General features: G+C 60.9%; 19 protein-coding genes. 14 read left to right on the top strand and 5 right to left on the bottom strand.

The window, feature by feature from the left end; all coding sequences use genetic code 11:
• The first annotated feature begins 178 nt into the window (after positions 1 to 178).
• The 6 genes from B4U45_RS10745 to purQ all read left to right on the top strand — a co-directional run bounded on the left by B4U45_RS10745 (position 179) and on the right by purQ (position 4,281).
• Positions 179 to 700 carry a 6-pyruvoyl trahydropterin synthase family protein gene (locus tag B4U45_RS10745; protein ID WP_023368109.1) on the top strand — a complete coding sequence of 174 codons (522 nt, stop codon included), beginning with the start codon at positions 179 to 181 and terminating at the stop codon, positions 698 to 700.
• A 521-nt stretch (positions 701 to 1,221) separates the two neighbouring features.
• The gene (locus tag B4U45_RS10740) at positions 1,222 to 1,791 is read left to right on the top strand and encodes a PE family protein (protein WP_075547449.1); all 570 of its coding nucleotides are present in this window, start codon (positions 1,222 to 1,224) and stop codon (positions 1,789 to 1,791) included.
• Between the two features lie 529 nt (positions 1,792 to 2,320).
• The gene (locus B4U45_RS10735) at positions 2,321 to 2,761 is read left to right on the top strand and encodes a 6-pyruvoyl trahydropterin synthase family protein (protein WP_075547450.1); all 441 of its coding nucleotides are present in this window, start codon (positions 2,321 to 2,323) and stop codon (positions 2,759 to 2,761) included.
• A gap of 36 nt (positions 2,762 to 2,797) precedes the next feature.
• On the top strand, positions 2,798 to 3,289 hold the full coding sequence (locus B4U45_RS10730; RefSeq protein WP_075547451.1) for a 6-pyruvoyl trahydropterin synthase family protein: 492 nt from the start codon (positions 2,798 to 2,800) through the stop codon (positions 3,287 to 3,289).
• 81 nt (positions 3,290 to 3,370) lie between these two features.
• A complete protein-coding gene (gene purS / locus B4U45_RS10725; protein WP_075547452.1) occupies positions 3,371 to 3,610 on the top strand; it encodes a phosphoribosylformylglycinamidine synthase subunit PurS in 240 nt (79 codons plus the stop codon).
• The gene (gene purQ, locus B4U45_RS10720; protein WP_083154892.1) at positions 3,607 to 4,281 is read left to right on the top strand and encodes a phosphoribosylformylglycinamidine synthase subunit PurQ; all 675 of its coding nucleotides are present in this window, start codon (positions 3,607 to 3,609) and stop codon (positions 4,279 to 4,281) included. Before purS ends, purQ begins: the two co-directional genes overlap by 4 nt.
• Before the next feature lie 313 nt (positions 4,282 to 4,594).
• Here the strand turns inward: purQ and B4U45_RS10715 are convergent, their stop codons facing one another.
• On the bottom strand, positions 4,595 to 5,053 hold the full coding sequence (locus B4U45_RS10715) for a hypothetical protein (RefSeq protein ID WP_089025188.1): 459 nt from the start codon (positions 5,051 to 5,053) through the stop codon (positions 4,595 to 4,597).
• A 1,508-nt stretch (positions 5,054 to 6,561) separates the two neighbouring features.
• Between B4U45_RS10715 and B4U45_RS10710 the strand changes: the two genes are divergently transcribed.
• Positions 6,562 to 7,464, top strand: a complete 903-nt coding sequence (locus B4U45_RS10710; protein WP_240316513.1) for a lipase family protein — start codon at positions 6,562 to 6,564, stop codon at positions 7,462 to 7,464.
• Between the two features lie 78 nt (positions 7,465 to 7,542).
• On the opposite strand, the gene B4U45_RS10705 is transcribed toward B4U45_RS10710, so the two are convergent.
• Positions 7,543 to 8,304: an ABC transporter substrate-binding protein gene (locus B4U45_RS10705; protein WP_082275445.1), complete on the bottom strand. Its 762-nt coding sequence runs from the start codon at positions 8,302 to 8,304 to the stop codon at positions 7,543 to 7,545.
• A 64-nt stretch (positions 8,305 to 8,368) separates the two neighbouring features.
• The gene (locus B4U45_RS10700; RefSeq protein WP_158006347.1) at positions 8,369 to 8,539 is read right to left on the bottom strand and encodes a hypothetical protein; all 171 of its coding nucleotides are present in this window, start codon (positions 8,537 to 8,539) and stop codon (positions 8,369 to 8,371) included.
• 2,724 nt (positions 8,540 to 11,263) lie between these two features.
• Here B4U45_RS10700 and B4U45_RS10695 point away from each other — a divergent pair.
• Positions 11,264 to 12,355, top strand: coding sequence for an alpha/beta hydrolase fold domain-containing protein (locus tag B4U45_RS10695; RefSeq protein WP_075547485.1), 1,092 nt, complete (start codon positions 11,264 to 11,266; stop codon positions 12,353 to 12,355).
• Positions 12,356 to 12,837: 482 nt separating this feature from the next.
• A complete protein-coding gene (locus B4U45_RS10690; RefSeq protein ID WP_075547486.1) occupies positions 12,838 to 15,897 on the top strand; it encodes an MMPL family transporter in 3,060 nt (1,019 codons plus the stop codon).
• A 374-nt stretch (positions 15,898 to 16,271) separates the two neighbouring features.
• On the opposite strand, the gene B4U45_RS10685 is transcribed toward B4U45_RS10690, so the two are convergent.
• Both B4U45_RS10685 and B4U45_RS30375 read right to left on the bottom strand, forming a co-directional pair.
• The gene (locus tag B4U45_RS10685) at positions 16,272 to 17,543 is read right to left on the bottom strand and encodes an Rv1453 family transcriptional regulator (protein WP_075547456.1); all 1,272 of its coding nucleotides are present in this window, start codon (positions 17,541 to 17,543) and stop codon (positions 16,272 to 16,274) included.
• 687 nt (positions 17,544 to 18,230) lie between these two features.
• A complete protein-coding gene (locus tag B4U45_RS30375; protein ID WP_162877649.1) occupies positions 18,231 to 18,500 on the bottom strand; it encodes an MbtH family NRPS accessory protein in 270 nt (89 codons plus the stop codon).
• Positions 18,501 to 19,786: 1,286 nt separating this feature from the next.
• On the opposite strand from B4U45_RS30375, the gene B4U45_RS10675 reads away from it, so the two are divergent.
• The 5 genes from B4U45_RS10675 to B4U45_RS10655 all read left to right on the top strand — a co-directional run bounded on the left by B4U45_RS10675 (position 19,787) and on the right by B4U45_RS10655 (position 26,758).
• Complete coding sequence (locus B4U45_RS10675) at positions 19,787 to 21,406, top strand: sugar porter family MFS transporter (RefSeq protein WP_082275440.1); 1,620 nt, start codon at positions 19,787 to 19,789, stop codon at positions 21,404 to 21,406.
• Between the two features lie 106 nt (positions 21,407 to 21,512).
• Positions 21,513 to 21,872 carry an FAD-binding oxidoreductase gene (locus tag B4U45_RS10670; RefSeq protein WP_131808304.1) on the top strand — a complete coding sequence of 120 codons (360 nt, stop codon included), beginning with the start codon at positions 21,513 to 21,515 and terminating at the stop codon, positions 21,870 to 21,872.
• Positions 21,860 to 22,918 carry a glucose 1-dehydrogenase gene (locus B4U45_RS10665; protein ID WP_075547459.1) on the top strand — a complete coding sequence of 353 codons (1,059 nt, stop codon included), beginning with the start codon at positions 21,860 to 21,862 and terminating at the stop codon, positions 22,916 to 22,918. Before B4U45_RS10670 ends, B4U45_RS10665 begins: the two co-directional genes overlap by 13 nt.
• Positions 22,919 to 23,438: 520 nt before the next feature.
• Positions 23,439 to 25,004 carry an adenylate/guanylate cyclase domain-containing protein gene (locus tag B4U45_RS10660; RefSeq protein ID WP_240316511.1) on the top strand — a complete coding sequence of 522 codons (1,566 nt, stop codon included), beginning with the start codon at positions 23,439 to 23,441 and terminating at the stop codon, positions 25,002 to 25,004.
• Positions 25,005 to 25,549: 545 nt separating this feature from the next.
• Positions 25,550 to 26,758: an EspA/EspE family type VII secretion system effector gene (locus B4U45_RS10655; protein WP_075547460.1), complete on the top strand. Its 1,209-nt coding sequence runs from the start codon at positions 25,550 to 25,552 to the stop codon at positions 26,756 to 26,758.
• Positions 26,759 to 26,824 lie beyond the last annotated feature (66 nt).

The raw sequence follows: 26,824 nt of genomic DNA, 5'->3' as shown, positions 1-26,824 counted from the left end.
TCTAGTATCACTGCGTTGATTTCGACTGCACTATCGAAAAGGTCATCCCCGCGTATCGATGATCGGAGGTAACTGGCGTTTTAATTCGCCGACTGCACGTTTCAGGCATGCCGGAGGTTATTCGCATTGACGTACCGGCCCCCGATTGAATCAAACAACTTGCGCCCCTGCGCATCCCATGGAAGGAATCAGTGAGCAAGTTATGCCGTACACCATCAAACAAACATTCCGGGTTGAAATAGGCCACCGCACCTGGAGCCATCACATGCCCACCAGTAGAGGGGGCAGTGAGTTTTACACACCGGATTTGATAGCCAATAAATGTGCAAACATTCACGGCCACACGATCTTTGTTTCCGTGACTCTGGTCGGGGACAGTCTTGACGAGCAGTATTTCCTCCTGGACACCGACCTGCTGGAGCAGGCATTCCGGCCGATCCTGGACGAGTTCGACTTCGCTTTCGTGGTCGACCGGCACGACCCGCTCTATGAGGACATCGCCGCGGTGGTGCACAAGGGGGGCCTCAAGCTATGCACGGTGGACTTTTCGCCCACATTCGAAGGTCTGGTGCGGCACTTTTATGACCGCTTGCAGGCCGTTATCGCGGAAAAGGGGTTGGCCGACCAGCTCCGAATCAAGGAAATGAAGGTGCTCGGCGAACTGACGGTGGAGGCCACCTACAGCGGCGAAGGCGAATAGTCCAGCGCACCCGGCGCGGCGCCGGCGGCGATCGTCGCTGGCGCGAGAATCCCCGTCGGACAACAGGTTTCGCCAAAACGTGAAACCAGTTCGGCGGCATATATCACGGCGCGAAGATGCTACCGGCTGGGTGCCCCCGGTATTGCCGCAGGGTGCGGCAGCAGCAGGGCAGGCGGCGGCGTGCCCAGCCTTATGGCAGTGCCGTGGCAAAAGAATTCAACTTAGTGACTGTTCCGCAGTGCCGCGGCGACGCCGCTCGCGGCGCCGCCGCGCCAACAGCCGCACTGCAGATCAGTAGCGCTCTGAGTGGCTGTTGAGATTCCGTTATGTGCCATCGACGTAAAGCATAATAGAACTCAAAAATGTGTCTCATTGAATTTAATGGTGACATGTGGCGGGGCTCCGGGGCGCTTATCGCGCATTCGCCGCAACATCAAACGAGCTGCCCAGAATCGAGCTACGATCCCGTCCTACTGATACGGATTGCATCGATGATGCCGGGCGCGGCTGCGAGGCGCCGGATGTCGCACGTACTTGTCGTGCCCCAGATCGTGGCGGCGGCGGCCGTCGATGTTGGGCGGATAGGCGCCTCGTTGGCCGCGCGGAACGCGGCAGCCGCAGCTTCGACGACTGCGCTGGTCAGTGCGGCCGGCGACCAGGTTTCGGCGGCCATCGCCGCCCTGTTTTCCCGGCACGGCCAGGGCTATCAGGCATTGGCGAAACAGGTCGCAGCGTTCCAAAACCAGTTTGTGCAAACCCTCAGCGCCGGTGCTGGCTCGTATGCCGCCGCCGAGGTCGCGAGCGCGTCGCCGCTGGAGACGCTGCTGTCTCGCCCGCTGATTGGCAACGGCGCCAACGCCACCACGCCGGGCGGCAACGGCTCCGACGGCGGCTGGTTGTTCGGCAGCGGCGGCGACGGCGCGCCCGGCGCCCCGGGCCAGCCCGGCGCCCCGGGCCAGCCCGGTGGCAACGGTGGGTCAGCCGGACTCTGGGGCAACGGCGGTCTAGGCGGCGCGGGCGGCAGCGGCGGGGCCCGGGGCGGCAACGGAGTCGGTACCGGCGGGACGGCAGGCGCCAGCGGCGTCGCGTGAGGTTGAGCCGCGAGCGCCCGCACTATCGCTGGGGGGCATGGCGGTCGAGGGCTCGACTTGGGGCCGTCGCGGGCGGTGGTCGCCGGGACCTACGTCGAGCCCGGTGTTGTGCTGTGGCACAACGCAATCGGTCGACCAGCCAGTGGTGGACGGGCACGACCGACTCCGACCACCAGGAATCGACAGTAATAGCTGGGCAGAGCGGCGGCATAGTTATGCCTCGACCCCAAATCAAGATCAAATATTCAACGGGACACGCCACTCGGGTCTATCGGTGGATTGTGGCAAACCAAATCAAGATCAAAAATTTAACCGGCACACACCCCGCGGCTCCAACGGTGGATTCAGGCTAAACCACGAAGTCAAGAATCACGGGATGCCCTGCCGCGCCACGTCGATGGATTTGACCCAAGGTCTTGGCCTTACCTGGAAGGGGATCTAATATTCACTCCGTGACGCTGACGGGAGGTCGTTTCACAGCTCGACAATCCTAGCTACGTCTTAGCTTGCGCTCCGGAGGTGTCGAACCATGAGCCATACGATCGAGAAGACTTTTAGGTTCGATGCGGGCCATCGTTCTCTAGGCTTCAACTACAAAAAAGAAGAAACCATCCACGGCCATACCTGGCAGCTAAGACTGGTCCTTGAATATGGGGACCAGTTGGATGATATGAAGACCGTTTTCGATACCAATGAGCTAGCCGTCATAGTCGAGCCGATAATCAACGACCTGGACCATTCCTTCATTATCTGGGACCAAGACCCGATATACGACGACTTCCTCAAGGTCTGTGAGCTGGCAGACGTTGCGGACAAGGTGTATACGGTCGATTTCAATCCCACTATCGAGGGGCTCGTCGAGCATATCTATCAAAGGGTGAACAGCCAGCTCAGACTTTCGGGTTGCGTCTTGAGACGGGTGGAACTCCAATGCGCGTCGACACTCAAGGCCAGCTACGGTCTCAATTAGCCAAGTCATGCGTCGATCACAGCCAGGGAGTAGTTTATGCCGTATACGATCAAACAAACCATCCGTCTGGAAATGGGTCACCGCACCTGGACTCACGACATGCGTACCAGCCGAGGCGGCAGTGAGCTTTACACTCCCGAATTGGTGGCGAACAAATGTGCCAACCTGCACGGACATACGATCTTTGTCTCGGTGACCCTCACCGGAGACAGTCTTGACGAACAATACTTCCTCCTGGACACCGATCTACTCGAGAATGCATTCCGGCCGATCCTCGACGAGGTCGACCACGCGTTCGTGGTGGACAGGAAGGACCCGCTATACGAGGACATCGCCGCGGTGGCCCGCAAGGGCGGGCTGAAATTGTGCACGGTGGACTTTTCGCCCACCTTCGAAGCGCTGGTACGGCACTTCTACGATCGCCTGCAATCGGTCATTGAGGAAAAGGGGTTGGCCGACCAGCTCCGAATCAAAGAAATGAAGGTTCTCGGCGAGCAGACGGTCGAGGCCACGTACTGCGGGGAGTAGCCTCAGCGCGCCTGGGACACGGCGCGGCAGCTGCCGCCGGTAGAGTTGGGCCCGAGCAATCGGATCTGAGGAGGAGCGCCGGTGGCGCGGGTGGTCGTGCATGTCATGCCCAAGGCGGAGATTCTCGATCCGCAGGGTCAGGCAATCGTTGGTGCGTTGCGCCGGCTCGGTCATGCCGGAATCTCGGATGTGCGGCAGGGCAAGAGGTTCGAACTCGAGGTCGACGATTCCGTCGACGACTCCACGCTGGCCGAAATCGCCGAATCGCTGCTGGCGAACACGGTCATCGAGGATTGGACGATCAGCCGGGACCCGCAGTGACAGCTCGGATCGGGGTCATCACGTTTCCGGGCACGCTCGACGACGTGGACGCCGCGCGCGCGGTACGGCAGGTGGGCGCCGAGGCCGTGAGCCTCTGGCACGCGGACGCCGACCTCAAGGGAGTCGACGCGGTCGTGGTTCCCGGCGGCTTCTCCTACGGCGATTATCTGCGCGCGGGTGCGATCGCCAGTTTCGCACCGGTGATGGGCGAGGTGGTGGCCGCTGCCGCGGGCGGTATGCCGGTTTTGGGTATTTGCAACGGATTTCAGGTGCTCTGTGAGGCGGGGTTGCTGCCGGGCGCCCTCACCCGCAATGTGGGGTTGCACTTCGTCTGCCGTGACGTGTGGCTGCGGGTCGCGTCGACGTCGACGGCCTGGACATCGCGTTTCGAACCGGATGCCGACGTACTGGTGCCGCTGAAGTCCGGTGAGGGCCGATATGTGGCACCCGAGGCAGTGCTGGACGAATTGGAAGGTGAGGGGCGGGTAGTGTTTCGGTACCACGACAACGTCAACGGCTCACTGCGCGACATTGCCGGCATCAGCTCGGCCAACGGTCGGGTGGTCGGGTTGATGCCCCACCCTGAACACGCGATCGAGGCGTTGACCGGTCCGTCCGACGACGGTCTGGGTCTGTTCTATTCGGTGCTGGACGCGGTGCTGGTGGCCTGACACCCAGGCTGAGATGCCGGCGTGCACGACGCACCTGAACCTGTTGTTGTGCATAGTGGTCCGGTCACACGACACATGCCGGCCGAAACCGAGCACGCACTGCCCGACTTGGCTCGAGCTCAAGTCGGCGGGGACCTTGATGAGGGCCCGGGTATCGGGTCGGCGGCCGTGCGGGCTTGGCCAGCCGGGGTTGATAACCCAGGTCCGGTAGCAGCGGTCAGCGCAAACTAAAGGCGTTTCCGCACCGTACGCGAGCGCACCGAAAACAGACGAATAATCGCAATAATTGACAAGTTCCCACGATCCATGAGCCTCAGCCGGTATCGAGCAGCAACGGCGGGATGGGTTCCAGCTCGCCGAAAAGATCCACCGCCGAATCCAGGACGCGGTCGACGGAATCCGCGAACTCGTTGAACCGGATAAGACCTGGAATCCATTGGGAATTAACGGCGGTCACGCCGACGCGCTGCGGATCGGAAGACGCGTGCATGGTTGCGGTCACTGCGCGATTCCGGTCGTTCCACAGGTGTGCGAACCGCGCCAGCCGGGCCTGGTCTGCGGCCGGGAAAAAGTATGCGGGAGTGACCCGGATGGTGAATACGTCCGGATGCTCGTGCGAGATCTCCAGGTGGATGTGCAATCTTCGCGGGTAAGCGTTTGCGACGAAGAAGAACTCACCGTCATGCCGGCCGCGGAAGTACCGCTTGCCGCGGCTGTACAGATAGCGTTCGATCACGCTCGTGGACAGTGGCTCACCCAGCGACGACGTCATGATGCCCATGTTGAGGCGGCTGGGTACGGAAATTCTTTGAATCAGCCCAGGCGGTTGCGAAGAATCAGTTGAGAATTCGCTGAGCGACGCTGGCAGGCGTGCCCGCGAACGCAACCAGCCGACGGTGAAAGCCGCCCGCCAAACCTTCGTGGCAAATGTCGATCGAAGATTACCCGCTGCTGCGGAGCAACAACAACTACTGCCGATGGCGGACTTTTCAACCGGGTGGCTAAGGCCTCGACGGTGGCGGCGTCATAGACGTCGGTGCGGTACTACACGACTCCACTGATGCCGGCGGGCTCACCGGCGGTGCTGAAGCTCTCATTGACGGGTTGGTGGCCTGGCCCTTCGGCGCGGCCCAGGCGACCGGTAGCCGAATCGGAAGACACCCGCCCCGGCCGCAATACCTGCGCATCGATGCGTTAGATCGTGGTGTCGGTCGGACCGTATGCGTTGATCATTGGCCGCTCGGCTGCCCACCGGTCCACCAGCTCGGCCGTGCCAAAGCCGCCGCAGCTGCAGGGGTCGGGTTCAAGACATTGACGCGTTCGGTGGTGAGCAGCGGTACGCAGTGGAGCAAGGCGCCCCATATCTCCCATAACGATATGTAGAAGCCGTTGGAATGGCAGTGGGCCACCGCTTGTCCGGCGGTGGAGTCGACAACTGTTGGTGCGCTGAGTAGATGGGCAACACTGTGGGTGGCTGGAGGCCATGTCCTTGGGCATTCCTGCGAAGGCAACGCACCAGCTCCGTTGCGTCGTACCAGCGTGCTGGTGGTCTATGCCATGTGCGCTGCAGGATCCGCAATGTCACCCGCATTCCTCCTTGAGGCGAACGTTAATCAGCATCGGAAAAAGGGTAGCACTGGTCAACACCATGTGGAGAGCGTAATCTACCGCGCCCTATCGGGTTTCGAGACGCTCCAGAAGTAGTGAACACCAGCTACGGAGTCGTTGCCAGGGTTAAACCAGCTCAACTAATCCGCTCCTACGAGGCAAAGCGCCCCGGATGATCAGCTGCGGTTGCGTGCTGTGTGCACCTATTCCCATGTCGCCGCGACACTGCGACAATCTGCATCAGTGTCCGGAGGTGCGTTGTGACGCCGCAACGACCCAGGCCCGCTCCGTGAATATCCCGCCGCCCGTGTGTATCGCCGGCAGTGTCGGCAGCGGAGCGTAACCCGTTGGTTCCTAAAAGATGTTGGTGATATTGAAGGGGAATGCGGCTCTAGAGGTCTGCCAGGAGCCCGGGACACCAGTTATGCGTGATCTGAATCTCGCCTGCGCTTGCTCGAGGAGCTGTCAAGCGCACCACGTCAGGTATCGCGTTGCGCTACAACAAATTTAATCTTGGCCAGACCCCTGTGTCGTTCGGTCTGACCATGGAACGAGCAGGTCTCAGGTTGATGACAGACGAACAACGGCTCGGGCCGCAGGGCCGAAGATGTCGGTAGCGTGTGCCTGCCCGTCCGCGGGATGTATGAGTCGTCAAGCTAGGAAAGGCGTTCGGTGAAAGACGGACTGCGTGGGGAACTCTCGCGTCGGCAATTCTCGATTGGCGCAGGGTTGTTCGGTGGTGTTGGATTTCTCGCGCCGTGGGCTACGCCGCTGATGAACACCGCCCATGCGACCGGGCCGGATTCCGGTATTGTCAACGGTTTTGATCCGCGATTTGCTCTGGACGTGCCGCTACCCTTGTGCTTGGCCGCCTACTCGGTAACAGACTGCAACAACGTGCCCCTTCCGCCGGGATTTGTTCAGACTGCGTTGATCAAGGTCGACGCCATTACCGCTGGAAAGAAAGCCGCAAAGCAACCCGAGGTGACGCAGTTGGCCTTCAATGCCAACATATTTGGGCTGATAGGCCGCAATGCATCAACCCGTACCGCCTTCGTGGCCTTCCGCGGTACCATCACGTTTGACGACGTGATCACCGACTTGGGCGCAATACCTGAACCTTACGAACCGGTAGACGGGTTCGGGTATGTACATTCGGGCTTTCAGACTGTCTACCAGCTGGTTCGCGAAAGCGTCGTCAACAACATCGCCAACGCGGCTACGGGCTGCGACAAGATTCTCGTTACGGGGCACAGCCTTGGCGCAGCGCTTGCGGTGCTTGCTGCGCCCGATATCTTCCACAACATGACGCCCAACATAAGACCCAACGCCATGACCTTCGCAGGACCTATCGCAGGGTTGCGTGACTTCGCAAAGGCTTTCAATCAGGCAGTCACGAGCTGCTATCGGGTGGTGAACTTCCTTGATCTGGTGCCATACCTGCCGCCGTTGTTCTACAAACACGTGGGCCGGGCGATTGAGGTCGACAGCGGTGGGTCGATCGACCCACTGTGGCGTCATAGTCTGTTCGCCTATAAGGCTGGGCTGGAAAGGATTATCCAAGCGAATGGCTGACTTGTGCCACGAGTCAGTGAACTATCCCGTGGTGCAACCCCAGAAGTGGCCGGATACGTGCAGCGAGGTGTGGCGCGGTTACGCTTGGTACGTATTGGGATTGCCGAGCCATCGCTGCCGGAGTCGTGGCAGGGTTCCGCTCGCCTCCAGCGCGGCCTGCGCGGCGGCGATCCGCTCAAGAAGGTCCTGATCTGCCTTGGGGACCGCGATCGCAATCTTTTCTACCGATATGCCCGTGCGCTGGACGACCTCGACGCCTGGCACCGGCTTGACCAGCTCGGTCAGCACTGGGGCTAGTTTCATGAAGGCGTCGCAGCCGCCAGTGGTCAAGTCGGTTATCGCTGAACGGACAGCGCCGTAGTCGTAGACCCGCACGGCGCCGGCTCGACCTTCGGCGACAAGGCGATTGGCGATTGGCTGGCTGGTGTTGCCCTGCTGGACGCCGATTGTCAGTCCAGACAGGTCGTCAATGGAGTGCACGTTGGGCAGCCGGGCGCTGTCGACGGCCAGTGACTGCCCCGAGATCAGGTACGGCGCAACGAATGCCGCTTGCTTCTCACGTTCGGGTGTCACGGTGGTCCCGGCCGCGACGCAGTCGTACTCACCGCCGTTGAGCGCACCGAAGATGCCGTTGAAGTCGGTACCGTCGTAGCGGATGAAGCTGGCTTCAGCGCCGAGGGCTCGGGCAATCTCGGTCATCAGGTCGATGTCGAAACCGCCACCTAGGGGCATGCCGTTGAAGGGCGGATCAGGAAACGCCGCTCCCACCCGTAGGGTCCGCTTATCGTCGGACCGACGGCCCGCGACGTCGCATCCCGCCAATCCTGCGGCGGCCGTCATGGCCACGCCGGCAACCAGAAGCTGCCGCCGCCGAGTCGACATCAAACCCGTCTCCTTCAGTTGATCATTTTGGTGTCGTCATGCGCCCGATGCCTGCCGTCGGGAGCTCGATGGCTTTCGTTAGCTGATTGAATCCCATTCGACTTCGCACCGCAGGTGGATCGGCGAGCAGGGTCGAACCGCAGCTTTCAACCGTCGCTTCGACCTGATGTGCCAAATCGATGTTCTCGGTCAACGCGGTATCGCCGTTAGGCTAGGTGTAGGGGGTACCCGCCGACCCGCACCTGATGACACCGACGTCGCTGTCAGGTTGGGCTGCGTAGCAAGCGAGACGCTCCAGCGACCCGCGTACCGTCCTTTGCGGCTGCTCCCCATGCCGATCGATAGTCTCACCGTCCTTCAGTTCAGGTGGGCTGTCGGCAAAACTTGGCGGCATGCCTGGAACCCGGTCTTGAATGCCATGGCCTACCGCCACAGAAGAATCATGCCCTGCCTGGTAATGGCGACGGCGGGCGCTGATATCAAATAGTGTGACATCCTCTTTGGCCAACTGCCCGATCTCCGCTTTAGTTGCTTGTTCCCGCGTGAAGCGACGGCGGAGCCGAGAATAAGTTGTGGCGGCATGATTAAAGTTGCCGCCCCTTGTCTCGACGCCGTTTTGTGCTTGGGCCTTACGGCCGCCTGCGCTCACGACCATGCGGCTGCAACCAGTCTGAATGGATCCACTACGCGTATGTCGACGTGTATTTCCATTCTCCCGCGTGGCGGGACATCTCGGTCGGCCGTAGCGTCAGCGGACCTTCGGTTTATTCCCGCTAAGAGCGGAATAAGCCATCGCAGGTGCCCGGACAATTCGTTGTTGTGCTGGACGCGGCACGGTTCCGCCGTCGCGCAGACACCCATTGCCGGTCTCGGGGCTGTCGTTCGTATGCGGCGTGGGCATCCATGGGCATCCATGGCTCCGTCATCTCCATGTCGATCGCTGGACGCGCCTATACCCGTAACCCCCCAAATTACCGACATGTTTACACGCGGAATGTGTGACTGGTCCAGGTTGAGGTAGCGGACGTTGCAGAAATCACATGCGTCGCAACGAACCGCGGAGCGTGGTGCAGGCTGCTGTGTAAAATGCATTGACAAATGAACGAGCGCTCACTACAGGCTCATGGGCTCTATGGACCTGCATTAGCCCTCGCGGGCCGGTCATATGGCGTCACTAATTTGCCGAATGTAATGTGGCACTCTGTCACGATCTCGGATCTCGCGGTGCAAGTTCTACACCCGTAGAAGCGAGGTATACATGAGCTGTGGGCACGTTGTCTCACATTGGCGCAGCGAATGGGTCGATTTGACTCTGGCGCGCGCCACCGGCGTGCTGTTTATTCGATGAGAAGGCGAGCGTCGACGTGGTACAGCGACCTGGATGACGTGAATCGACCGCATCAACGATCTCGTCGGGGATTGTCATCTTCCGGCAGGATCGGCAGCATCGAGGAAAGCGTGTGACCATGGCAAAAGATCCCAGACCTGATGGCTGTAACGGCCACTCGCAGGCAGGGACCGGGCTTGGTGGCGAGGGCTGCTCATTTGCCCTGAAGATCTGCGACGGCATAACAACACCTACTGCGCCTCGGGTGCTGAACCCGCCGACAGCGGAATTCTGTGGGCAACAGCCTGTGTCGGCTGGATCGGTGTCTGGACGTTGGCGATGCGCCGGCCGACGAGGCGGTGTCAGGCGTCCCGGGCGGATCATCCGGGGCCGGCTCCACGAGGCCGACGGGTGGGAGACGGGAAGTCGCTCGCGCCAGTGCACGCGCCTCGGTTGCCTCACTACGTATCGCCGGGTCCAAAGGCGGTACTGCGGCGAACCCCGGCGCCGTTCATTGGGCACGCCTGCTGCCTTTGGCGGCCAGCCGCCACGGCCGAGGCCCGAACAGGTGGACCGGCGTTCGTTTCAACGACTCTCACGGCATAAGCGGCGCCTGGGTACGCCGGCCGCTCCCATCACCGCGAAGTCATCGCGGACGAGCGCGCAAGAACACGTTCATGACGAAATCGTCGTGCCGGTCTCGGTTGACACCCTAGCGGCCAATCCCGTATCCACGTCGGCGCACAACCCGACGGCCGTTCGCTGACAGCCGGCAAGTCACGACTAACCGGACGGTCAGGCGCTGTTGGATGTTCGCGGCGATATTGACGGAAGGGTTGGCGCGCTCAAAGCCGGTGGGAACGCGGCCGGCCCGGTCGCGATAGCGCTTCAAAAGCGTTGCTGACCAACGCCTTCGGTACGTCCCGGGCGTATCAGGGGCGAGGAGGGCTCAGCGTTGATCCGTAGCGCAACCTGCAACCTGGAAATCCATTGAGAGCCATTGTCTTTGCGTGTAGATCGCGCCGACTGCGTCCTGCCTCGTCGCAGCGCCCCGCTCTTCGGTTGGTCTGACAGCCATCCAGATTCAGATCGAATTGCCACTCATACAGGCTGTGGCAATGTCCAGACGGTGTACATTTCCGATGCATATAGTTCGGACGGCGCATGAATGTCAAAATGCCCTACACCTAATGGCGACGTAATAGCCGTGTAACGAGGACATAATTGCAAAATAACGTAGCATTGTGCTATAGTTTTATCCAGAGGTTATTGCCGCACCGTATTATCTCGGTACGCAGTGACCCGGGTGGACCGTCGACGACGACGGTGGTCGTCTCGGATGCCTGATTCCCAATCTCTCGGAGGTTTTCCTCATGGTGATTCGTGTGCTCATCGACCATTGTAGCGGTGTATAGGAAAACAATTTCTAACGGCCCTAAAGGTCCAGCACCGCGGACCATGACTGCAGCGCAAAGGCGCGCCACTCGCGCTGGTGAGCATTGTTCCGCATGTAACCAGCTGAGCATCGCAATCAGCAAAGTCCGTAGTCGGTGTGGCAAATAGTTGTGCGCAATGTGGAAGGCGTTAGGTATGACTGCGTTCGCTCGGGTATCCGGCTCATCAGAAGAGGCTGCTTCGCCGCTTCATGGTGCCGCGGCGCGTCCGGTCGCGGTATGTGAGGTGCCGGCCGGCGACGGGTTTCCCGTCGAGGTGGTCGAGGCGGGGCCCAGTATTGCGGCGCGGTTGGTGGCGCTGGCGTCGCGCATGACGATCAGGCCGATGCTGACAGTGGTGGGCTTTTTCCCGCATCTTCCGCTGCCGCTGCGCCTCATCGACCCTGTCTGCGGGTTCCTGATCCCGCCTCAGCCGGGTACCACCCGGACCACAATCCGGTTGCCTAACGCCACGGCGCAGTTTGTCTGCGCGCCGGGGGTGCGGCCTACCGGGAACCCGCGCCGGGTGGTCCTGTATCTGCACGGCGGCGCCTTCGTGACCTGCGGCGCTAATTCGCATGGCGGGATCGTCAAGTCACTTTCGAGACATGGCGACGCGCCCGTCCTGGTGGTCAACTATCGGCTGCTGCCCGAGCACTCGATCGCCATGGCGCTCGACGACTGTCATGATGCCTACCGGTGGTTGCGAGCAACCGGTTATCGGTCGCAAGAGATCGTGTTGGCCGGCGATTCGGCGGGCGGCTACCTCGCACTCGCGCTCGCGCAGCGGCTGCAGCAGGACGATGAGAAGCCGGCGGCGTTGGTCGCGATGTCCCCGCTGCTGCAGCTGGCCAAGGGGCCCAAGCAGTCGCATCCCAACATCAGAACCGACGCAGTGCTTACGGCGAAGGCATTTGATGCGCTTTCTGCTTTTGTCGGCAGGTCCGCCGCAAAGCAAACGGTCGACGGCCGGCGCGAAGAACCCTATGAGCCGTTAGATCATATTCAACCAGAGTTGCCGCCCGTGCTTTTGCACGTCTCCGGTTCGGAGGTGCTGCTTTACGACGCACAGCTGGCCGCCGGCAAACTAGCGGCGGCCGGAGTGCCGGCCGAAGTACGCGTGTGGCCGGGTCAAGTTCACGTTTTCCAGCTGGCTGCGCCGCTAGTGCCAGAAGCGAACCGCTCATTGCGTCAGATTGGACGCTACATCCGCGCAATCACCGGTCATTCTAACGGATCCAGTGAATAGCAGCTGACGAACTTCGCACGGCCGTGATGCCGTTCTGAAAAGCATATTTATCGGGAGTACCATGAGACGTCTTGGACGCATATCCAGCGAGTGCACGCCGCCAATTTCTGAGTGCCATCGGCTGACTGCCACGGCCCTGTTAGCCACCTCGCGTGGGCCGCAGGGTGAACATCGCTGCATAGATTACGAATCGCCGCGCGAAAGTGTTCAACTCAACGCTGCGAAATCCGCGGGCACCGACCCAGCGGCGGTTATGCCGCGCAAATCACCCGATTCGCTTCGACGATGCGGCAACGCTTGTTGTGGCGGCACCGAGTCGTTGCTGGCTCAGGCATCGTTCTGCGGAAGGTATTCATATGGTCCACGTTGATGTTCATCCGGAGGTTGAAAGACCAAGCGCTGCAGAGCCCCAGCGCGACAACGGTCCTACGCCACGGCGACCCCGGTTAGTCCGGACGGGCAAGCGAGTCGTTGACGCTGTCCTGACACACGGCGAGAGCCAGTTCTTCGGAACCGTAGCGGGTTTCGCCGCCAGACACGCCTGGCTGGTTATCGGATGTTGGGTGTTGTTGCTGGGAGTGTTGAATCTTTCGATACCGCAACTGGAAGTGACGGTTGCCGAGGACTCCGCGCCGTTCATGCCGGCCCATCTCCGCGCAGCGCAAACGCTTCAGGATATGTCGGCCGATTTCGGCGTCCCACAATCATCAGCCATTGGCAGCATCGTGGTCGTCGACGAAGCGGGTCTGAACGAGGCGGACAAGACGTTCGCCGGTCGGCTGATCGAGGCGCTGCGGGCTGACAAGGACGATGTCGCTTATGTCCTCGATACTTTCTCCAACGCGAACCTACGCGATATCTCCATTAGTCCTGACGGCAAGGCGATCAACCTGTTCGTAGCCAGCACGGGCAAGGTTGGTTCGGCCAAGGCTAAGGCAAACATCGTCGACGTTCGCAGGATGGTGGCATCGCTACCGAAACCTCCTGGCGTACATGTCTATTACACCGGTTTTGCGCCAACACTGGCGGACCTGTTCGACGAGATTGACCGATCACTTCTGGTTATCACCGCGGTATCGATCGTGTTGATCGGGGTGCTGCTGCTGGTGGTGTATCGGTCGGTGGTGTTGGCAACGATCCCGTTATTGACGGTCGGGGTTTCGCTGGGCGTGGCTCGCCCCATCGTCTCGGTGCTCGGTCTAACGGGCAGCATGACGGTCTCCAATTTCACCATCGCCTTGATGACCGCGATGGTACTTGGTGTCGGTACGGACTATGCCATCTTCATCCTCGCGAGCTATCACGAAGGCCGGAGAGGCAAACTCCCCGTGACCCACGCGATAACCCGTTCCGGGCGGAGGATTTCGGGAATTCTGATCGCCTCCGCCGTCACGATCGCGGTCGCCTTTTCGGCGATGGTACTCACCAAGATCGGCTTGTTCCGAGCGGCGGGTCCACCCGTTGCCATCGCTGTGGCGATCACGCTCGCAGTATCGATCAGCTTGCCTTACGCTCTGCTGTCGATCGCGGGCCGACGCGGCTATGCAGAGCCGCGTGCTATCAACGAGTTTCGTTGGCGTCGCATCGGCGCTCGAATCGTCCGACGCTCCGGCTGGCTCACGGCTACATCGCTGGTTGTGCTGATATCGCTCGCCTTGGTGTTGGCGACGATCAAGATCAACTTCGACGAGAACTCGATGCAACTTCGGGAAACCGAAAGCCGCATCGGATATGAAAAGGTCGCTGCGCATTGGGGTCATAATGAAGCCGCGCCGGAGTTCGTGGTCATACGATCAGATCACGATATGCGGGACACAGACGATCTGGCTGCACTCGAGGTGGTCGCTACAAACATCGCCCGACTTCCCGACGTGGCCTTCGTACGATCGATTACCCGGCCGCTCGGAACGCCTTCCCAGCAGACCGCGATCGGCTATCAGGTCGGTCTGGTCAGCGATCGGCTTGGTGATGCTTCGCGGCGCATCGGCCAATCGGCCCCCGATCTCGATCGGCTTGGGCAGGGGGTAATGCAGTTGCTCAACGGTGCTGAGTCAGCAAAGAGCCAGTTACCGCAATTGGTCTCGGGGGTAGCGGAGGTTTCGCGGATGGCTCGCAGCATGCTGAACAGTTATGGTGCCGCCAGCTCTGCCCTGGCCACGATGACGGATGGCCGCATGGCGGTGCCCGCAGCAATCGGCGATTTGAATTCGTCGCTGCATCTGTTGGATCTGGTCTTGGATGGGTTGAGTAAGGATGATCTGGCTGTGGCGGCCATCGGTTCAGCGAACGCGGCTCTGGGCCCGATGCTGACGCCTCAGCCGACCCCGGAGTGCACCGGCAACCCGCTGTGCATGCGCGGGCGCGCCGACCTGGCGGATCTGAACGAGCTGACGAATGGCGCCGTGGGCCGAGCTCTGACCATCTTGCAAGCGGCGGCTGCGGTGCCACGCGAGGCTATCGAGAAGGTCCGGGCCTCATTGCCATTGCTCAAGACTATGTTGGGACAGCTGCAGTCGATGGCGGCGCAAGTTGGCGGTGAATCGCCGGCTGAGCTCAGCGCACGGCTAACCGCGCTATCGCAGGGCGCTGAACGGCTATCCGGCGGAATGGCCCAGCTGGTCACGGGACTGGATCAGGTCAAGACCGGGGTGGACATGGTGAGCAGCCTCACCGGTCAGCTCGGGGCAGGTTTGAAGGACGCCTCCGACTACCTCGGCGGCCTCAGCATGCATACGTCAGCCGGCAGCGGGAATGGCTTTTATCTTCCCCCGCAGGGGTTTACCGACGCTGCATTCAATGCAGGAGAGAACCTGCTGTTCTCGGCCGACGGGAAGGTCGCCCGAATGGTGGTGGTATGGAAGACGAACCCTTACGGCTCTCAGGCGCGCGACACGGCAAGGATTTTGGCGTACACGGCACAGCACGCCGCCGTCGGGACCCCGCTGCAACATGCCCGGTTCGCTACAACGGGTATCGCCTCCATATCGGCCGACATGGGTGATCAAGTGTGGCATGACTTCGCGGTCTTTGGATTCGCAGCGATCGTGGGGGTGCTGCTGGTGCTGATGGTCCTGCTGCGAAGCATCCTCGCCCCGGTCCTGCTGGTGGCCATGGTGACGTTGTCATTCACATCCGCAGCGGGACTGAGCGTGTTGGTGTGGCAGCACATCATTGGGATCGATCTCGACTTCTCCGTACTACCCGTGGCGTTCATGGCACTGATCGCGGTCTGTGCCGACTACAGCATGCTTTTCGCTTCACGGATTCGGGAAGAGTCTCGAGAGGGGATGATACGCGGGATCATTCGCGGATTTGGGAAGACCGGCAGTGTAATCACCACAGCAGGCATAGTGTTCGCACTCACCATGTTCGCGCTCATGAGCGGCAGTGTCATCCAGCTGGTACAGATCGGGTTTACAATCGGTGCTGGCCTTCTGATCGATATCTGCGTCGTCCGCTCCGTGCTGGCTCCGGCCACGATGGCCCTCATCGGTAATCGGATCTGGTGGCCCGGCAGCGCTGAACCGACGCCGCTGGAATAAGACGGCGCATACCCGCCGCTCCCACGGTGAGCCAGTGTGTCCTGATTGCCGATCGCCGGTCGTTTCCGACCGGCGTTGGTACTCTTGCCGGCTGTGTGGGCACCGACGATGTTGCCGGGCAGTGGTTTTGGGGCGCTGGAGCCCTGGTAGTTGGGTACGTGATGTGGGGGATGTGCGCATTGTCAGTGCAAGGTCATCACGTCACCGGCCCCAATCGTTACCGCCGGACTTCGATCCGACAATGTATGGCCGACCGGGCACGCGGTGATCCGCACGCTTCGGCTATCTCATTGTGGTCCCGCTTGAGCTCACCGCCCCGGCGTGCGAGCGCCCGAATCCCGTCGCAGTCGCGCGAAATCAGCGGTCGCGCCGCATCACCGCGGGCTAGTGTGGTTGCCGTACCACTCCAGCGCCTCGAGGGCCACGGCCACATGGACGTAGGACTGGGGAAGGGGACGGGGGAGCATGCGTGCGGCTGCCTCGAGTCGCCGTAACAGTGTATTGCGGTGGCTGTAGAGCAGCTTGGCGGCGCGGGACACGTTGCATTGTTGGCGAATGTAAGTCAGGAGAGTCGCGCGCAGCTCGGGACTAGCTGAGGCGAAGTCGCCTAGCGTACTGGTGATGAAATCGTCTGCTGCAGCGGCATCCTGAGTGATCAGATTGACGAGCTGAATGTCGGCGAAGAGTGCGATTCGCCGGGGTGACTGCAGGCGCGTCACCATTCGCTGCGTGGCCAGCGCGTCAAGATGGCTGCGGCGGAAGCCTTCGATCCCGGGTGCATTGGGACCGATGGCAATACGGGCTCCCGGACAGGTGGTCAGCGCTTTTTCGATGGCGTCGACATCAACGTCAACCGCGTCGGCCACCCATATCCAGCGGGTGGCAGCGGTGGCGGTCACGGTAAGCGCCCGGGTTGAACCGAGAGCGTAACCGACCGCAACGGCGGCTCCGTCGAGGAAGATGTGGTCGCCCTCGAAATCGTCGCTCCACAGAATGGCAGCGGTGTGTGGCTGATCCAGTGAGTAGCCTAATCGCGCTTCAGCATGCTCCTGACCAATCGCCGCGCCATCAAGTATGAACTCGATGATCTCACGGCGTTCAGCATGGGTGCCGCAGGCCAACTCGTTCTGCTCCAGTTTCAACTGTGCGGCGATACCCGCGAGGGTAGCACTGATGAAGTCACTGATCGACGACGATGAGACGACGAGAACTTCACGCAGCTCGTCCGGGTCGGCGGTGAGGCCGAACACGATCTCGATCCAGTGCCGCCACGCGACATCCTGCCCGACCCGGTAGATCTCGAGTGCGGTCGAATCGAGTCCGCGGCGCACCAAGTCTCGAGCAAGGGCAAGTGGCTCGGGCCCGAGGTTGGCTGCAACGGGTGCACCCGGATCACGTACGTTTGCCGCCGCCCAATGCAACAGGTTTGCGCGGCTCGCACGCCGAACGGCCGTCGCAAGGACCGGGTCTTCGGCGATGATTGCATTATTGCCGAGGGTCGCTTTGTCGAGGCTATCAAGCCACTCCTGGTTGGGATCGAGGGCGATTCGCGCACCCGCACGGATCAATTCGCGCGTCCGTGCGGATGGCCAGTCTTGCGGCGCCGAGTCGGCGGTATAGGGCTGATTGCGTGTGAGCTGGGACATTCATGTTCTCCTGCAAAGCTTTTAGCGAGGACCGAGTCGGTCTATGCTCGACGCCCACGTGAAGGCGACGAATCAACTGCGATTGGTTGGGCACCGAAACCAATTGGCACGTGGCATCGTTACGCTGCGGACGGTGCGGCCAGGCAACATCGAGCCGGGCGGTGGATCGGTCGTCGCGAAGTTGGCGCTCCTGGGACCGATGCAGCCGCTGTCCAATGGAGCCCATCCGCGCCCACCATCGATGCGACAGCGGGCCCCAAGGTTTGCGACATGCCCTTACATCCTCATCGCGAAGAATCCACGTTGGCTGGGCCGGCGCAACTCGCGATATTCGCGACCGGCCCCGGTTGAAAATCGCTGCCCGGCAAGCACTCGGCTAGGGATGTTGCCGCAGAAGCCTTGTGGGCGAAAGCATCATTGGGGCAGCACCTCATCGTATCCAACCCGCCTGAACCATTGTGCACCAGTTGGGGATACCCCGGTATCGTACGGATGGTGGACCGCGCGGGGCGAAATGCTTCCCCCAGTCGCGGGAATCGCTTGTACGCCGAATGGGGGACAGCATGGTATCGACGCAACCGCAATGGGTCGCGGTCGGGCGATACGGCCGCAGGCCCACTGGATACTTGGCGTTGCGCTTGCGTTTCAGTGCTGATGGTGGTCTCGGCCCGGTGGCGGTGCGCACTGTCAACGCTCGGATCGAAAGATGTTATCCGCGTGGCGTACTGATTCGCAGTTCGGCGATGCTGCGGCAATCTTATTTGTAGTGCCTTCGGCGCGAATATCGGTCCAGCTCTTGTAGTGGCTCTCCGGAATGCATCGGGAGGATCCGGACCGGAGACTGCCTGGCCAGGATGCGGCGACATCGGCGAAAGTTGACCACAGCCAGTACTGCTTCCTGCGGTTGACCAATGACGAGAATGCAGCACCCTCGTTGTCAAAAGGATTGACACACATGTTGTTACCCCTAGCATGATGGCGTCGCCGCATGAACCGGTATCGGTATTGCACCGCCGGCCCGTAGCGCAGATTGCCCCCGGAGGGCTGTCTGAACATCGTCGACGTCGCCCCGTTGATGATTAGAGCGAAATTATGACCGCAACGGGGCTCATCCCCACGAACAATCGCGAGGGCCAACAGCTGCTGCCTCGGTGCGAGATTCAAATCGGAATGAGCTGAACGGTTTATCGATCCGACCGGCGCGACGTTGAGCTTGTAGATCCACCTTGACAGTCGTGTGACGCTACCCAGCAGAAAGATCCGTTGGTGATGCACCGTGAGGTGGTGCATTGTGGCGAATAGTCAACTCATTGCGCGGCATTTTGTACTTGTCGCTTCCGCTGTGGCGGATCCTGGTCGCAGTTTGACCCGTTTCGAACCACTGATTGGGATGCCTTGCCCCTGGTAACTTCGGCGCCGCCGGCCATGATTGTCCATGGATCGTGGTTGCGGTGCAGTTCCGCACGAGGATGCTGATCCACAAAGTTACTGCGGCGGGCTTGGTCGGGGTCTGGCGGGCGTCGGTCCGTTAAAAGGAGGAATGCGCGTGACATTGCCAGTGGTGCCTGAACGCTCGGCGCAGCCAGCGCGCGCGTGGCAGCACTGACCGCTCGGCTGGCTGCCTCACATGATTCGAGAGTCGGCTGGATGCGCTACCTTCGGCCACAGCTCGAGATAGTCGCGCTGATCCTCGTAACCAGCAGTTTCTCAGACCGCAAGCCGGGCTCAGCTAACTCACTTTCGGCGGGCGGATGGACACAGGTGAGCACGGTGGGCCCAAGCTTGCGTTGACCGCTGGGGCCGGCGCGACCGAATTCCCGACGGCGGTCGCGGAAAGACCACCGATATCAGGAGTTACGGCGCCGAATAACAATTACGGGTGCCACTCGAGGGCTTGCAGCCCGCCCTCATCCTGGCGCGCGTTATATGTCCAGTCGTTTTACATCGCAACCACTGATCAAAAATATCAGATCGGCGTCCAAAGATTTTACACGGCTCTGCGTGCAACCTAAACACCAGGTCACGCCGTATAAGGACAGGCTACAACGTCGAAATTCAGTCAAGTCCGAACTAAATCGGCTGGTTGATCAAACCAATCAGGGGAACCCAAAATCGGGCGATCGGGGGATATATCGAATTCGGGCGACCAAGGTAACCTGGGAGCAGAAACGTGGCCGGGCGTAGTCCGATGGCGCGCCAGACAATTGAGAAGGAAATTTCGGCTTGTCCGACCGGTGCATGAGATGAATGACATTAAGGAAGTCGGTTACGAACCGGTTGGAGGTGCTTGTCTGCCCAATCCGCACGGTGGTCGGCAGGGGGGCGTCTCCGGGTTGCGGGGCATTGACGCGGCCGAGCGAGCTTGGCGACTGCGGATTCGGACGCGGCGACACGGCCCGCCGCTTCCCGGCCAGCGATGCGCTCCGGGCCGCCGCGAGCGTCTGGCCCACCATTGCCGGCAGTCGGCCGAGGCCGGACTTCCCGCCGCGTCTGGCGGGTTGGGTTGGCGTCTTTTCCTTATCGGTGGATCCGCGGGGACCCTCTTCGGATACTCCATCGCGGTCAGCAACGACGCCATCGGGCCAATCCGGCAGCAATACTCACTGTCCGGATTAGCCGTCGGAACGGTTGTCAGCAGCCTGATCGCCGGCGCTTTGGTCGGGTGCCTCATCGCCGGTGGCGCCGTCGAACGCAACGGTCACCGGCTCGTTCTCGGGGTCGCTGGGGTCGTCGCAGCGTTCGGTTCGGTCATAGCAGCAACAGCGAACGGCACCCCGATGATAGTGATTGGACGATTCATTCTCGGTGTCGCAGTGGGCGTAACAACTGCGGTCACGCCCGGCTACATTGGGGAACTAGCTAACGTTGACAAGCGGGGGCCGATGATGGCCGCCTACCAATTCTCCATCGCCAGCGGCTTTCTGTTGGCGTTCACGGTGGGCGCCCTGCTTAGCTTTGGTGGCCACGAGTGGCGAATCATGTTTCTTGCCAACGCAATACCGGCAACCGTGCAAACCGTGACGATGACCAGAGTTCCATCCAGCCCGTACTCGCTAGTTGCCCGTGGCCGACTACACCAGGCGCGCGACGTCCTGATGGCGATTCGCCGTCGCGACGAGGTCGCCGCCGAGTTGCGCAGCATCATTGCTGCGCATCGAGAACGGGACCGGCCCGCCTCAGTCATCGGCGATCCGTCACTGTTTCGGCCCATCATGCTAGCCATGGGGGCGTCGTTGATGGATGTGCTCGTTGGCATCTGCGCTGTTGTCTACTACTCCACTGCGGTGTTCGCCATGGCTGGCATTGGTGGCCATGCTGGCGCCGAAGTTGCTTCATTTTCAGTTGGATTGATTGACGTCGTCTTTACCGTGATAGCGGTGAGCCTGATCAACAGGCATGGCCGGCGCCCGCTACTTACGGTTGGGCTGACGGGAATGATTCTGGCGCTCACCGCGACAAGCTTCGGGCTGCGGTCACCGTCCGCGGTATCCGGTGCGATAACGATCGCCGCAATGCTTGCCTTTACGGCTTGCCATGCGTTCTCAGCCGGACCAATTGGGTGGCTACTGGTAGCCGAAGTGCTGCCTACCCGCATCAGGTCTCGTGGGAGCGCAGTCGCAATCGCGCTCAACTGGCTAGCCAACTTGGTAGTAGCCCTGCTGTTTCCGATTCTGGTGGGCAGTCCCGGCCAACCATCGCGTGCCGCGATCGGATTTTTGATCTTCGCTGGAATCTCCCTTGGGTTTCTGGTATTCGTCCGCGTCTGCGTCCCGGAAACCAAGGGTCTGACCCTCGCCGAAGTGGAAGCGAGGCTGACCGGTCGCAACATCAATGTGAGGCACGATGATCCGCACGCAGATTGACGATGCCCCGTCCGCAATGAGTTGGGTGAAGGCCGGTCCCATCGCCCCTGGTTCAGAGCTCCGCCACCGGACCGGCCCAATCCGGGAACCGCAAGAGATTGTGGAGATGGCGTCAGAGGTGCCAGCGGCGGGCGGCGGTAACTCGGGTAACAGGACGGCGGTTACCGCCGGTGATCTCGTCTTGTTCGACCGGTTGCCTGCGGTGCTGGCGATTGATCCGCTGCGGATGAGCGGATATGTCAATGCCGGCAAGCGATACGGCGAACCGACGTCGAAGTTGTACCGCAGTAGCTTGGCCGTCGAGAAGCTCAGCTCGACGACATACATCTCGGTGGCCGACGCATTCTTCAGCGGAGTGCATGAACCAGGAAACCGTGATGAATTGCTGTCCGGCGCGGTCACCTCCGTTGCGGCGGTGCACAGTTCGGTTACAGCGGAGAAGGGGGAATTGCGATGCAATCTCTGACGATAGAGCCGGGCCGCAAGGGATCAATGCAAGTGGTCGATCTGCCCGAGCCCATCGCGGCTGCCGAAGAACTCTTGGTCGACGGGTTGGCGCTGGGTGTCTGCGGCACAGACAAGGAACTTGCCGCCGGCGATATCGGATTGCCCCCGAGTGGGTCATCGTGGATGGTGCTCGGTCATGAATCGCTCGGCCGGGTGCGGCAGGCGCCGCCAGGCAGTAGCTTCTCGGCCGGTGATCTGGTGGTGGGTGTGGTACGTCGGCCCGATCCGGTGCCCTGTGGGGCATGCGCCCGCGCCGAATTCGACAACTGCCGCAACGGCCGCTACACGGAACGCGGCATCAAGGAACTACACGGCTACGGCAGCCAAACGTGGTGCGTTGAAGAAAAATACGCGGTGCGGCTGGACCCGGCACTGAAGCATGTTGGTGTCTTGACTGAGCCCACGTCGGTCGTAGTCAAGGCGTGGGAGCAGATAGACCGGATCGGTGCTCGGGGCTGGTTCGAGCCGGAGCGAGTGTTGGTCACCGGCGCCGGGCCGATCGGATTGCTGGCCGCCTTGACGGCTACCCAGCGGGGCCTGGAAACCCATGTGGTGGATCGGGTGACCAGTGGCCCCAAGCCCGAAGCGGTGCGGGCGCTGGGCGCCACTTATTACCACGACGACGTCGAGTCTGTCGCGAAGAAGATTCGTCCGGACGTGGTAATCGAGGCCACCGGGGTAGGCGCCGTGGTTGTCGATGCGATCCGCAATACCAACTTTTACGCAATCACCTGCCTACTCGGCCTGCTGTCTAGCGGGCACCACGTCGACGTCGACGCCGGCACCCTGAACCGAGACATTGTGCTGAAAAACGACGTGGTCGTCGGGTCGGTCAACTCCAACATGCGTCACTTTCGAGGGGCTGCTGACGTTCTGGCCCGTGCTGATGAAGCTTGGCTGCAACGGCTGATCACCCGCCGCATTCCGCTTGCAAGGGCCGGCGAGGCCTTCGAACACCGCGAGGCAGATATCAAGGTGGTCATCGATCTCGACGAGGCCGGATGATCAGTCCTTGGTACCAGTTGGTTTCTGCGAGCCCTACCGATACCAATACGGGGTATATCGACTACGAATCACGGGCTGTCGTGAGAGGCGGTACCAGTTCCACGGTTCATTGAAGTCGGTTCGGTGGCAGTTAGTTTAGTTCATTGCTGAAATCAGCCGCGCGCATTGCGCCCATGTGAGATACACCATTACGGGGTATATGACCAGCCGCGGTACGGTATTAGCACGGCAGCTGGAAGGGGGGCTGCTCGGCCACCGCATCACGCATGGACGCACCGGTAGCGAGGTCGCGCCGACTCGGTTGCCACGCAACGGCGGGATTGGGGACACGTGATGAAGCAGCGATGATTGGAGCAACGAGCTTGAAGACACGGCGACGCGCAGACCAGATTTCGGACTCACGGTGTTTGTCTGCCGACCGTGAGCCGGCGGCCAGGGAATTCCAAATTGATGTCAGCCGTCACGGGGTTAATTTGGATGTTTTTGGCGCCCAGCGGTATCGATGGAATGGGCGTGCATCATGACCGCCAGAATGTGGTTCCACAATGTCTTCGTGCCGCGGGACAACAAGCCCATCACCCGGCCGGTGTTACTCGGTGTCGTCACGATGGCCAATCTTATGGGTATCGGTGTGGTGTTGCTGCTGGTGACCGTCGCGATCCCAGCACCCAATGTGTTCGATCCGCACGTTGTGTGGATTTCGGAAGAGGTTGTCCCACTTTATGTTGCCGCTTCGATTGGGCTGGGCTGGGTTTGGGTTACCAAACGCATCCTTGACCAACTGCGTTGGAAGAACGACGACCGGCCGTTGACGGCCAAAGATCAACGCAACGCCTTCCTGGCGCCATGGCGGTTGGCGTTGGTTCCGATGGTGCTGTGGACGATCGGTGCCGTCTTGTTCGCGCTGCTCTACGGAAGTGTGAGCCCAGGTTATATCCCAAAGTTTGTCTTTGGCTTTAGCTTCAGCGGAATCGTATTGTCGGTGAGCTGCTACTTTTTTGCCGAGTTGATGCTTCGGCCCGCGGCTGCGGTCGCCCTTGAAGCGGGACGCCCAGCGCGGCGTCTTTCCCCTGGTGTGATGGGTCGGGCCACAGCATCGTGGTTGTTTGGTTCCGGTGTTCCATTGATCGCCATCATCTTGGCGGTGGCGTTCGCGCTGCTGGAAAGAAACATGAACGTCACCGAGCTCGGCGCTGCAGTGCTATTGCTGACGATGACAGCCTTTGTCTTCGGTTTGGCGTCGAACCTCATCGCTGCATGGCTCACCGCAACGTCGGTGCGAGATGTGCATTCTGCATTGCAACGCGTGGAGGCCGGCGACCTCGAATGCCAGCTTGAGGTGTTCGACGGAACGGAACTCGGCGAGCTGCAGCGCGGGTTCAATGCAATGGTCGAGGGCCTTCGGCAACGCGAGCGCATCCGTGATCTGTTCGGCCGCCATGTGGGACGCGACGTGGCGGCTGCTGCCGAAGGACAACAGATCGAACTCGGTGGTGAAGAGCGCTATGTGGCGGTACTTTTCGTGGATATCATCGGCTCCACCCGTTTGGTAACGGCCCGGCCGGCGGCCGAGGTCGTCCGACTGCTCAACTGTTTTTTCGCCGTCATTGTGGAGGAAGTCGGCCGCCGCCACGGCCTGATAAACAAGTTCCAGGGCGACGGTACCTTGGTGGTCTTTGGCGCACCGGCGGGTGTCTGTTCACCGGAAACCGACGCGCTGGCCACCGCACGAGCCATTGCACACCGACTCGCCGCCGAAGTACCCGAATGCCAGGCCGGTATCGGCGTGGCCGCCGGAATAGTCCTGGCGGGCAACGTAGGTGCCTACGAACGATTCGAATACACCGTCATCGGCGAGCCAGTCAACATCGCTGCCCGCCTGTGTGAATTGGCAAAAACTGAGCCGCACGGCATCCTGGCTTCAGCCCACATTGTGCAGGCCAGTGAGCCCTACGAACAGACAATGTGGGATCTGGGCAGGCAGGTAGTGCTGCGCGGCCACGGCAAGCGGACCAGATTGGCCAGGCCAAGGCGGGCGCCGCACGACCGGGTCGCAGCGCTATGTGCCGGGACAAACCGAAAATGATCGGATCGTCTTGGTCATCAGTCAATCCGCTGTGCGGCAGCGCTAGCTGAAATTGTCGAGCATCGCCGCAACGGGCTCTCACTTCGAAGGTCTGGCAAACCTGACCAGGCTTCACCATGATGGCAGAAATCGTGAAGAGCCAGGCAATTTTGCTTCGTTAGTCGCCGCGCGATCATAGTGCGCCAAAGGGTGGCACCGACGTTGGGTGTCGGGCATTTAACGAGCGTACGATCGCGCCTTCAATTTAGATGTGCGTAAGGGTTCACGCTTCACCGAACCGGTGCTACGAAAGATGCGGTGATCGACAACTGATTCGAATGGTACGAACGCGCCAGTGCACTCATATCTGGAGTTTTCTTGAGCATCCCAGCAGCGCTCACCGGGCATGCGGGATGCACCTTGCTGGGTGCTAACAAGCAACCGTAGCAACGAAACTCGTGCGTCTATGGCCGGCTGGTTGCTGTTACGCTCGATGCAATGCTTAAACGGTGCAACTGTTCAGGTCAACAGTATGCACAAGAACATCGATCTAGGAAAGGTTGCGAATGGGTTCAGGAACTGAGCTCTGCGACAAGACGACGAAATTCATTTCTGGGATACTCTTGTCCATGGGACCGGGAGTTCCCGACCCTGGTGACATCTTCACCACTGGATCGTCTTTGTTGAGGCAAGTCAGCGACAAGATGGGATTAGCCATACCTGGTGCCAACTGGATTGGCGCGTCGGCGGCAGCATATTCGAGTCAAAACCTCGCTCAGCAACTCCGCACGAAGGCGATGAGCGATATCGATAAGCTGGCGGGCAATCTGGTCTCGAACCAGGCCAGGCACATCCGCGATGCACGTAAGGTTTTGTCAGCAATGATCACTATGGTCAATGGTGTGCGAAAGGCCTGCAAGAAGCTTGAAAAGGTTCCGCTTGTCGGCAAAGGCTTATCGCTCGCGCTCGCGGTACCACCATGCGGCACTGCGATGTCTGTGGTCGGTGGGGCGCTGCTCTATCTGACGCTCGCGACGATGAACAACGTGATGAACCTCAAGGGATTGCTTGGCAAGCTGATCGAGATACTGACCGCGCTGCCGAAGTTCGCCGGGCTACCGACGCTACCGATCCCGGGTCTGCCGGAGGTTGCGTGGCCGCCGAAACTGCCCGAAATTCCGATCCCCGGCCCTCCGAGCATCCCGGGGCTTCCCGAGTTCAACTGGCCACCAATCCCAGGCGCTCCCGACTTCACGTTGCCGATCCCTGGGCTGCCCGAATTCCAATGGCCGTCTATGCCAGGTTTTCCCCAGTTCAACTGGCCGCGCCCCGGACTTCCTATCCCCGGGTTTCCGAAGTTACCCGGGCTTCCGACGATTCCCGATATCTTCCCCGGACTGCCGGGGTTGGACGACTTGCTCTCGGGCGTCGGAATTTTGGGCAAGTTGCCCAGCTGGGTGGAGGTGGCTAGCTTGCCAGAATTTCTGGCCGGCTTCCCCGGTCTGCCCAGCTTGGATTTTGGCGAGCTGCAGAGTTTTGCGCAACTGCCCACAGTGGGTCAGCTCACGGAAACCATGAATCAGCTGGCTCAGCTGGCTTCGGCCGGTGGCCACCCCAGCAATATCGCCAACTCGGCAGGTCGACAAATACCGATGATCTCGTCGCTGGCGCGGCAAAGCGGGCCACCGCAGCACATGCCGGTCGTCGATACCGATAACAAAGTCGGAAGCGATGTCGCCTCTGTAAGCCCGCCGGAACTATCGCCACAGGCGTGAATCGATCGACGCCCAGCTGACGATCGTGTTCGCCGCGACGGCCCTGATGCACTGGATCCGGCACAG

The sequence above is a fragment of the Mycobacterium persicum genome, from assembly GCF_002086915.1.
Lineage (GTDB): Bacteria > Actinomycetota > Actinomycetes > Mycobacteriales > Mycobacteriaceae > Mycobacterium > Mycobacterium persicum.
Note: the sequence above shows the minus strand (reverse complement) of the source record. Positions and strands in the feature narration are given on the sequence as shown.

Bases quoted from the DNA above. Each gene is read 5' to 3' on its own strand.
- B4U45_RS10740 (WP_075547449.1), top strand. From the start codon at position 1,222: ATGTCGCACGTACTTGTCGTGCCCCAGATCGTGGCGGCGGCGGCCGTC.
- B4U45_RS10705 (WP_082275445.1), bottom strand. From the start codon at position 8,304: ATGACGGCCGCCGCAGGATTGGCGGGATGCGACGTCGCGGGCCGTCGG.
- B4U45_RS10745 (WP_023368109.1), top strand. From the start codon at position 179: ATGGAAGGAATCAGTGAGCAAGTTATGCCGTACACCATCAAACAAACA.
- B4U45_RS10715 (WP_089025188.1), bottom strand. From the start codon at position 5,053: ATGACGTCGTCGCTGGGTGAGCCACTGTCCACGAGCGTGATCGAACGC.
- B4U45_RS10675 (WP_082275440.1), top strand. From the start codon at position 19,787: ATGAATGACATTAAGGAAGTCGGTTACGAACCGGTTGGAGGTGCTTGT.
- B4U45_RS10685 (WP_075547456.1), bottom strand. From the start codon at position 17,543: ATGTCCCAGCTCACACGCAATCAGCCCTATACCGCCGACTCGGCGCCG.
- B4U45_RS10660 (WP_240316511.1), top strand. From the start codon at position 23,439: ATGACCGCCAGAATGTGGTTCCACAATGTCTTCGTGCCGCGGGACAAC.
- B4U45_RS10655 (WP_075547460.1), top strand. From the start codon at position 25,550: ATGGGTTCAGGAACTGAGCTCTGCGACAAGACGACGAAATTCATTTCT.
- B4U45_RS10665 (WP_075547459.1), top strand. From the start codon at position 21,860: ATGCAATCTCTGACGATAGAGCCGGGCCGCAAGGGATCAATGCAAGTG.
- B4U45_RS10735 (WP_075547450.1), top strand. From the start codon at position 2,321: ATGAGCCATACGATCGAGAAGACTTTTAGGTTCGATGCGGGCCATCGT.
- B4U45_RS10730 (WP_075547451.1), top strand. From the start codon at position 2,798: ATGCCGTATACGATCAAACAAACCATCCGTCTGGAAATGGGTCACCGC.
- B4U45_RS10670 (WP_131808304.1), top strand. From the start codon at position 21,513: ATGGCGTCAGAGGTGCCAGCGGCGGGCGGCGGTAACTCGGGTAACAGG.
- B4U45_RS30375 (WP_162877649.1), bottom strand. From the start codon at position 18,500: ATGTGTGTCAATCCTTTTGACAACGAGGGTGCTGCATTCTCGTCATTG.
- B4U45_RS10695 (WP_075547485.1), top strand. From the start codon at position 11,264: ATGACTGCGTTCGCTCGGGTATCCGGCTCATCAGAAGAGGCTGCTTCG.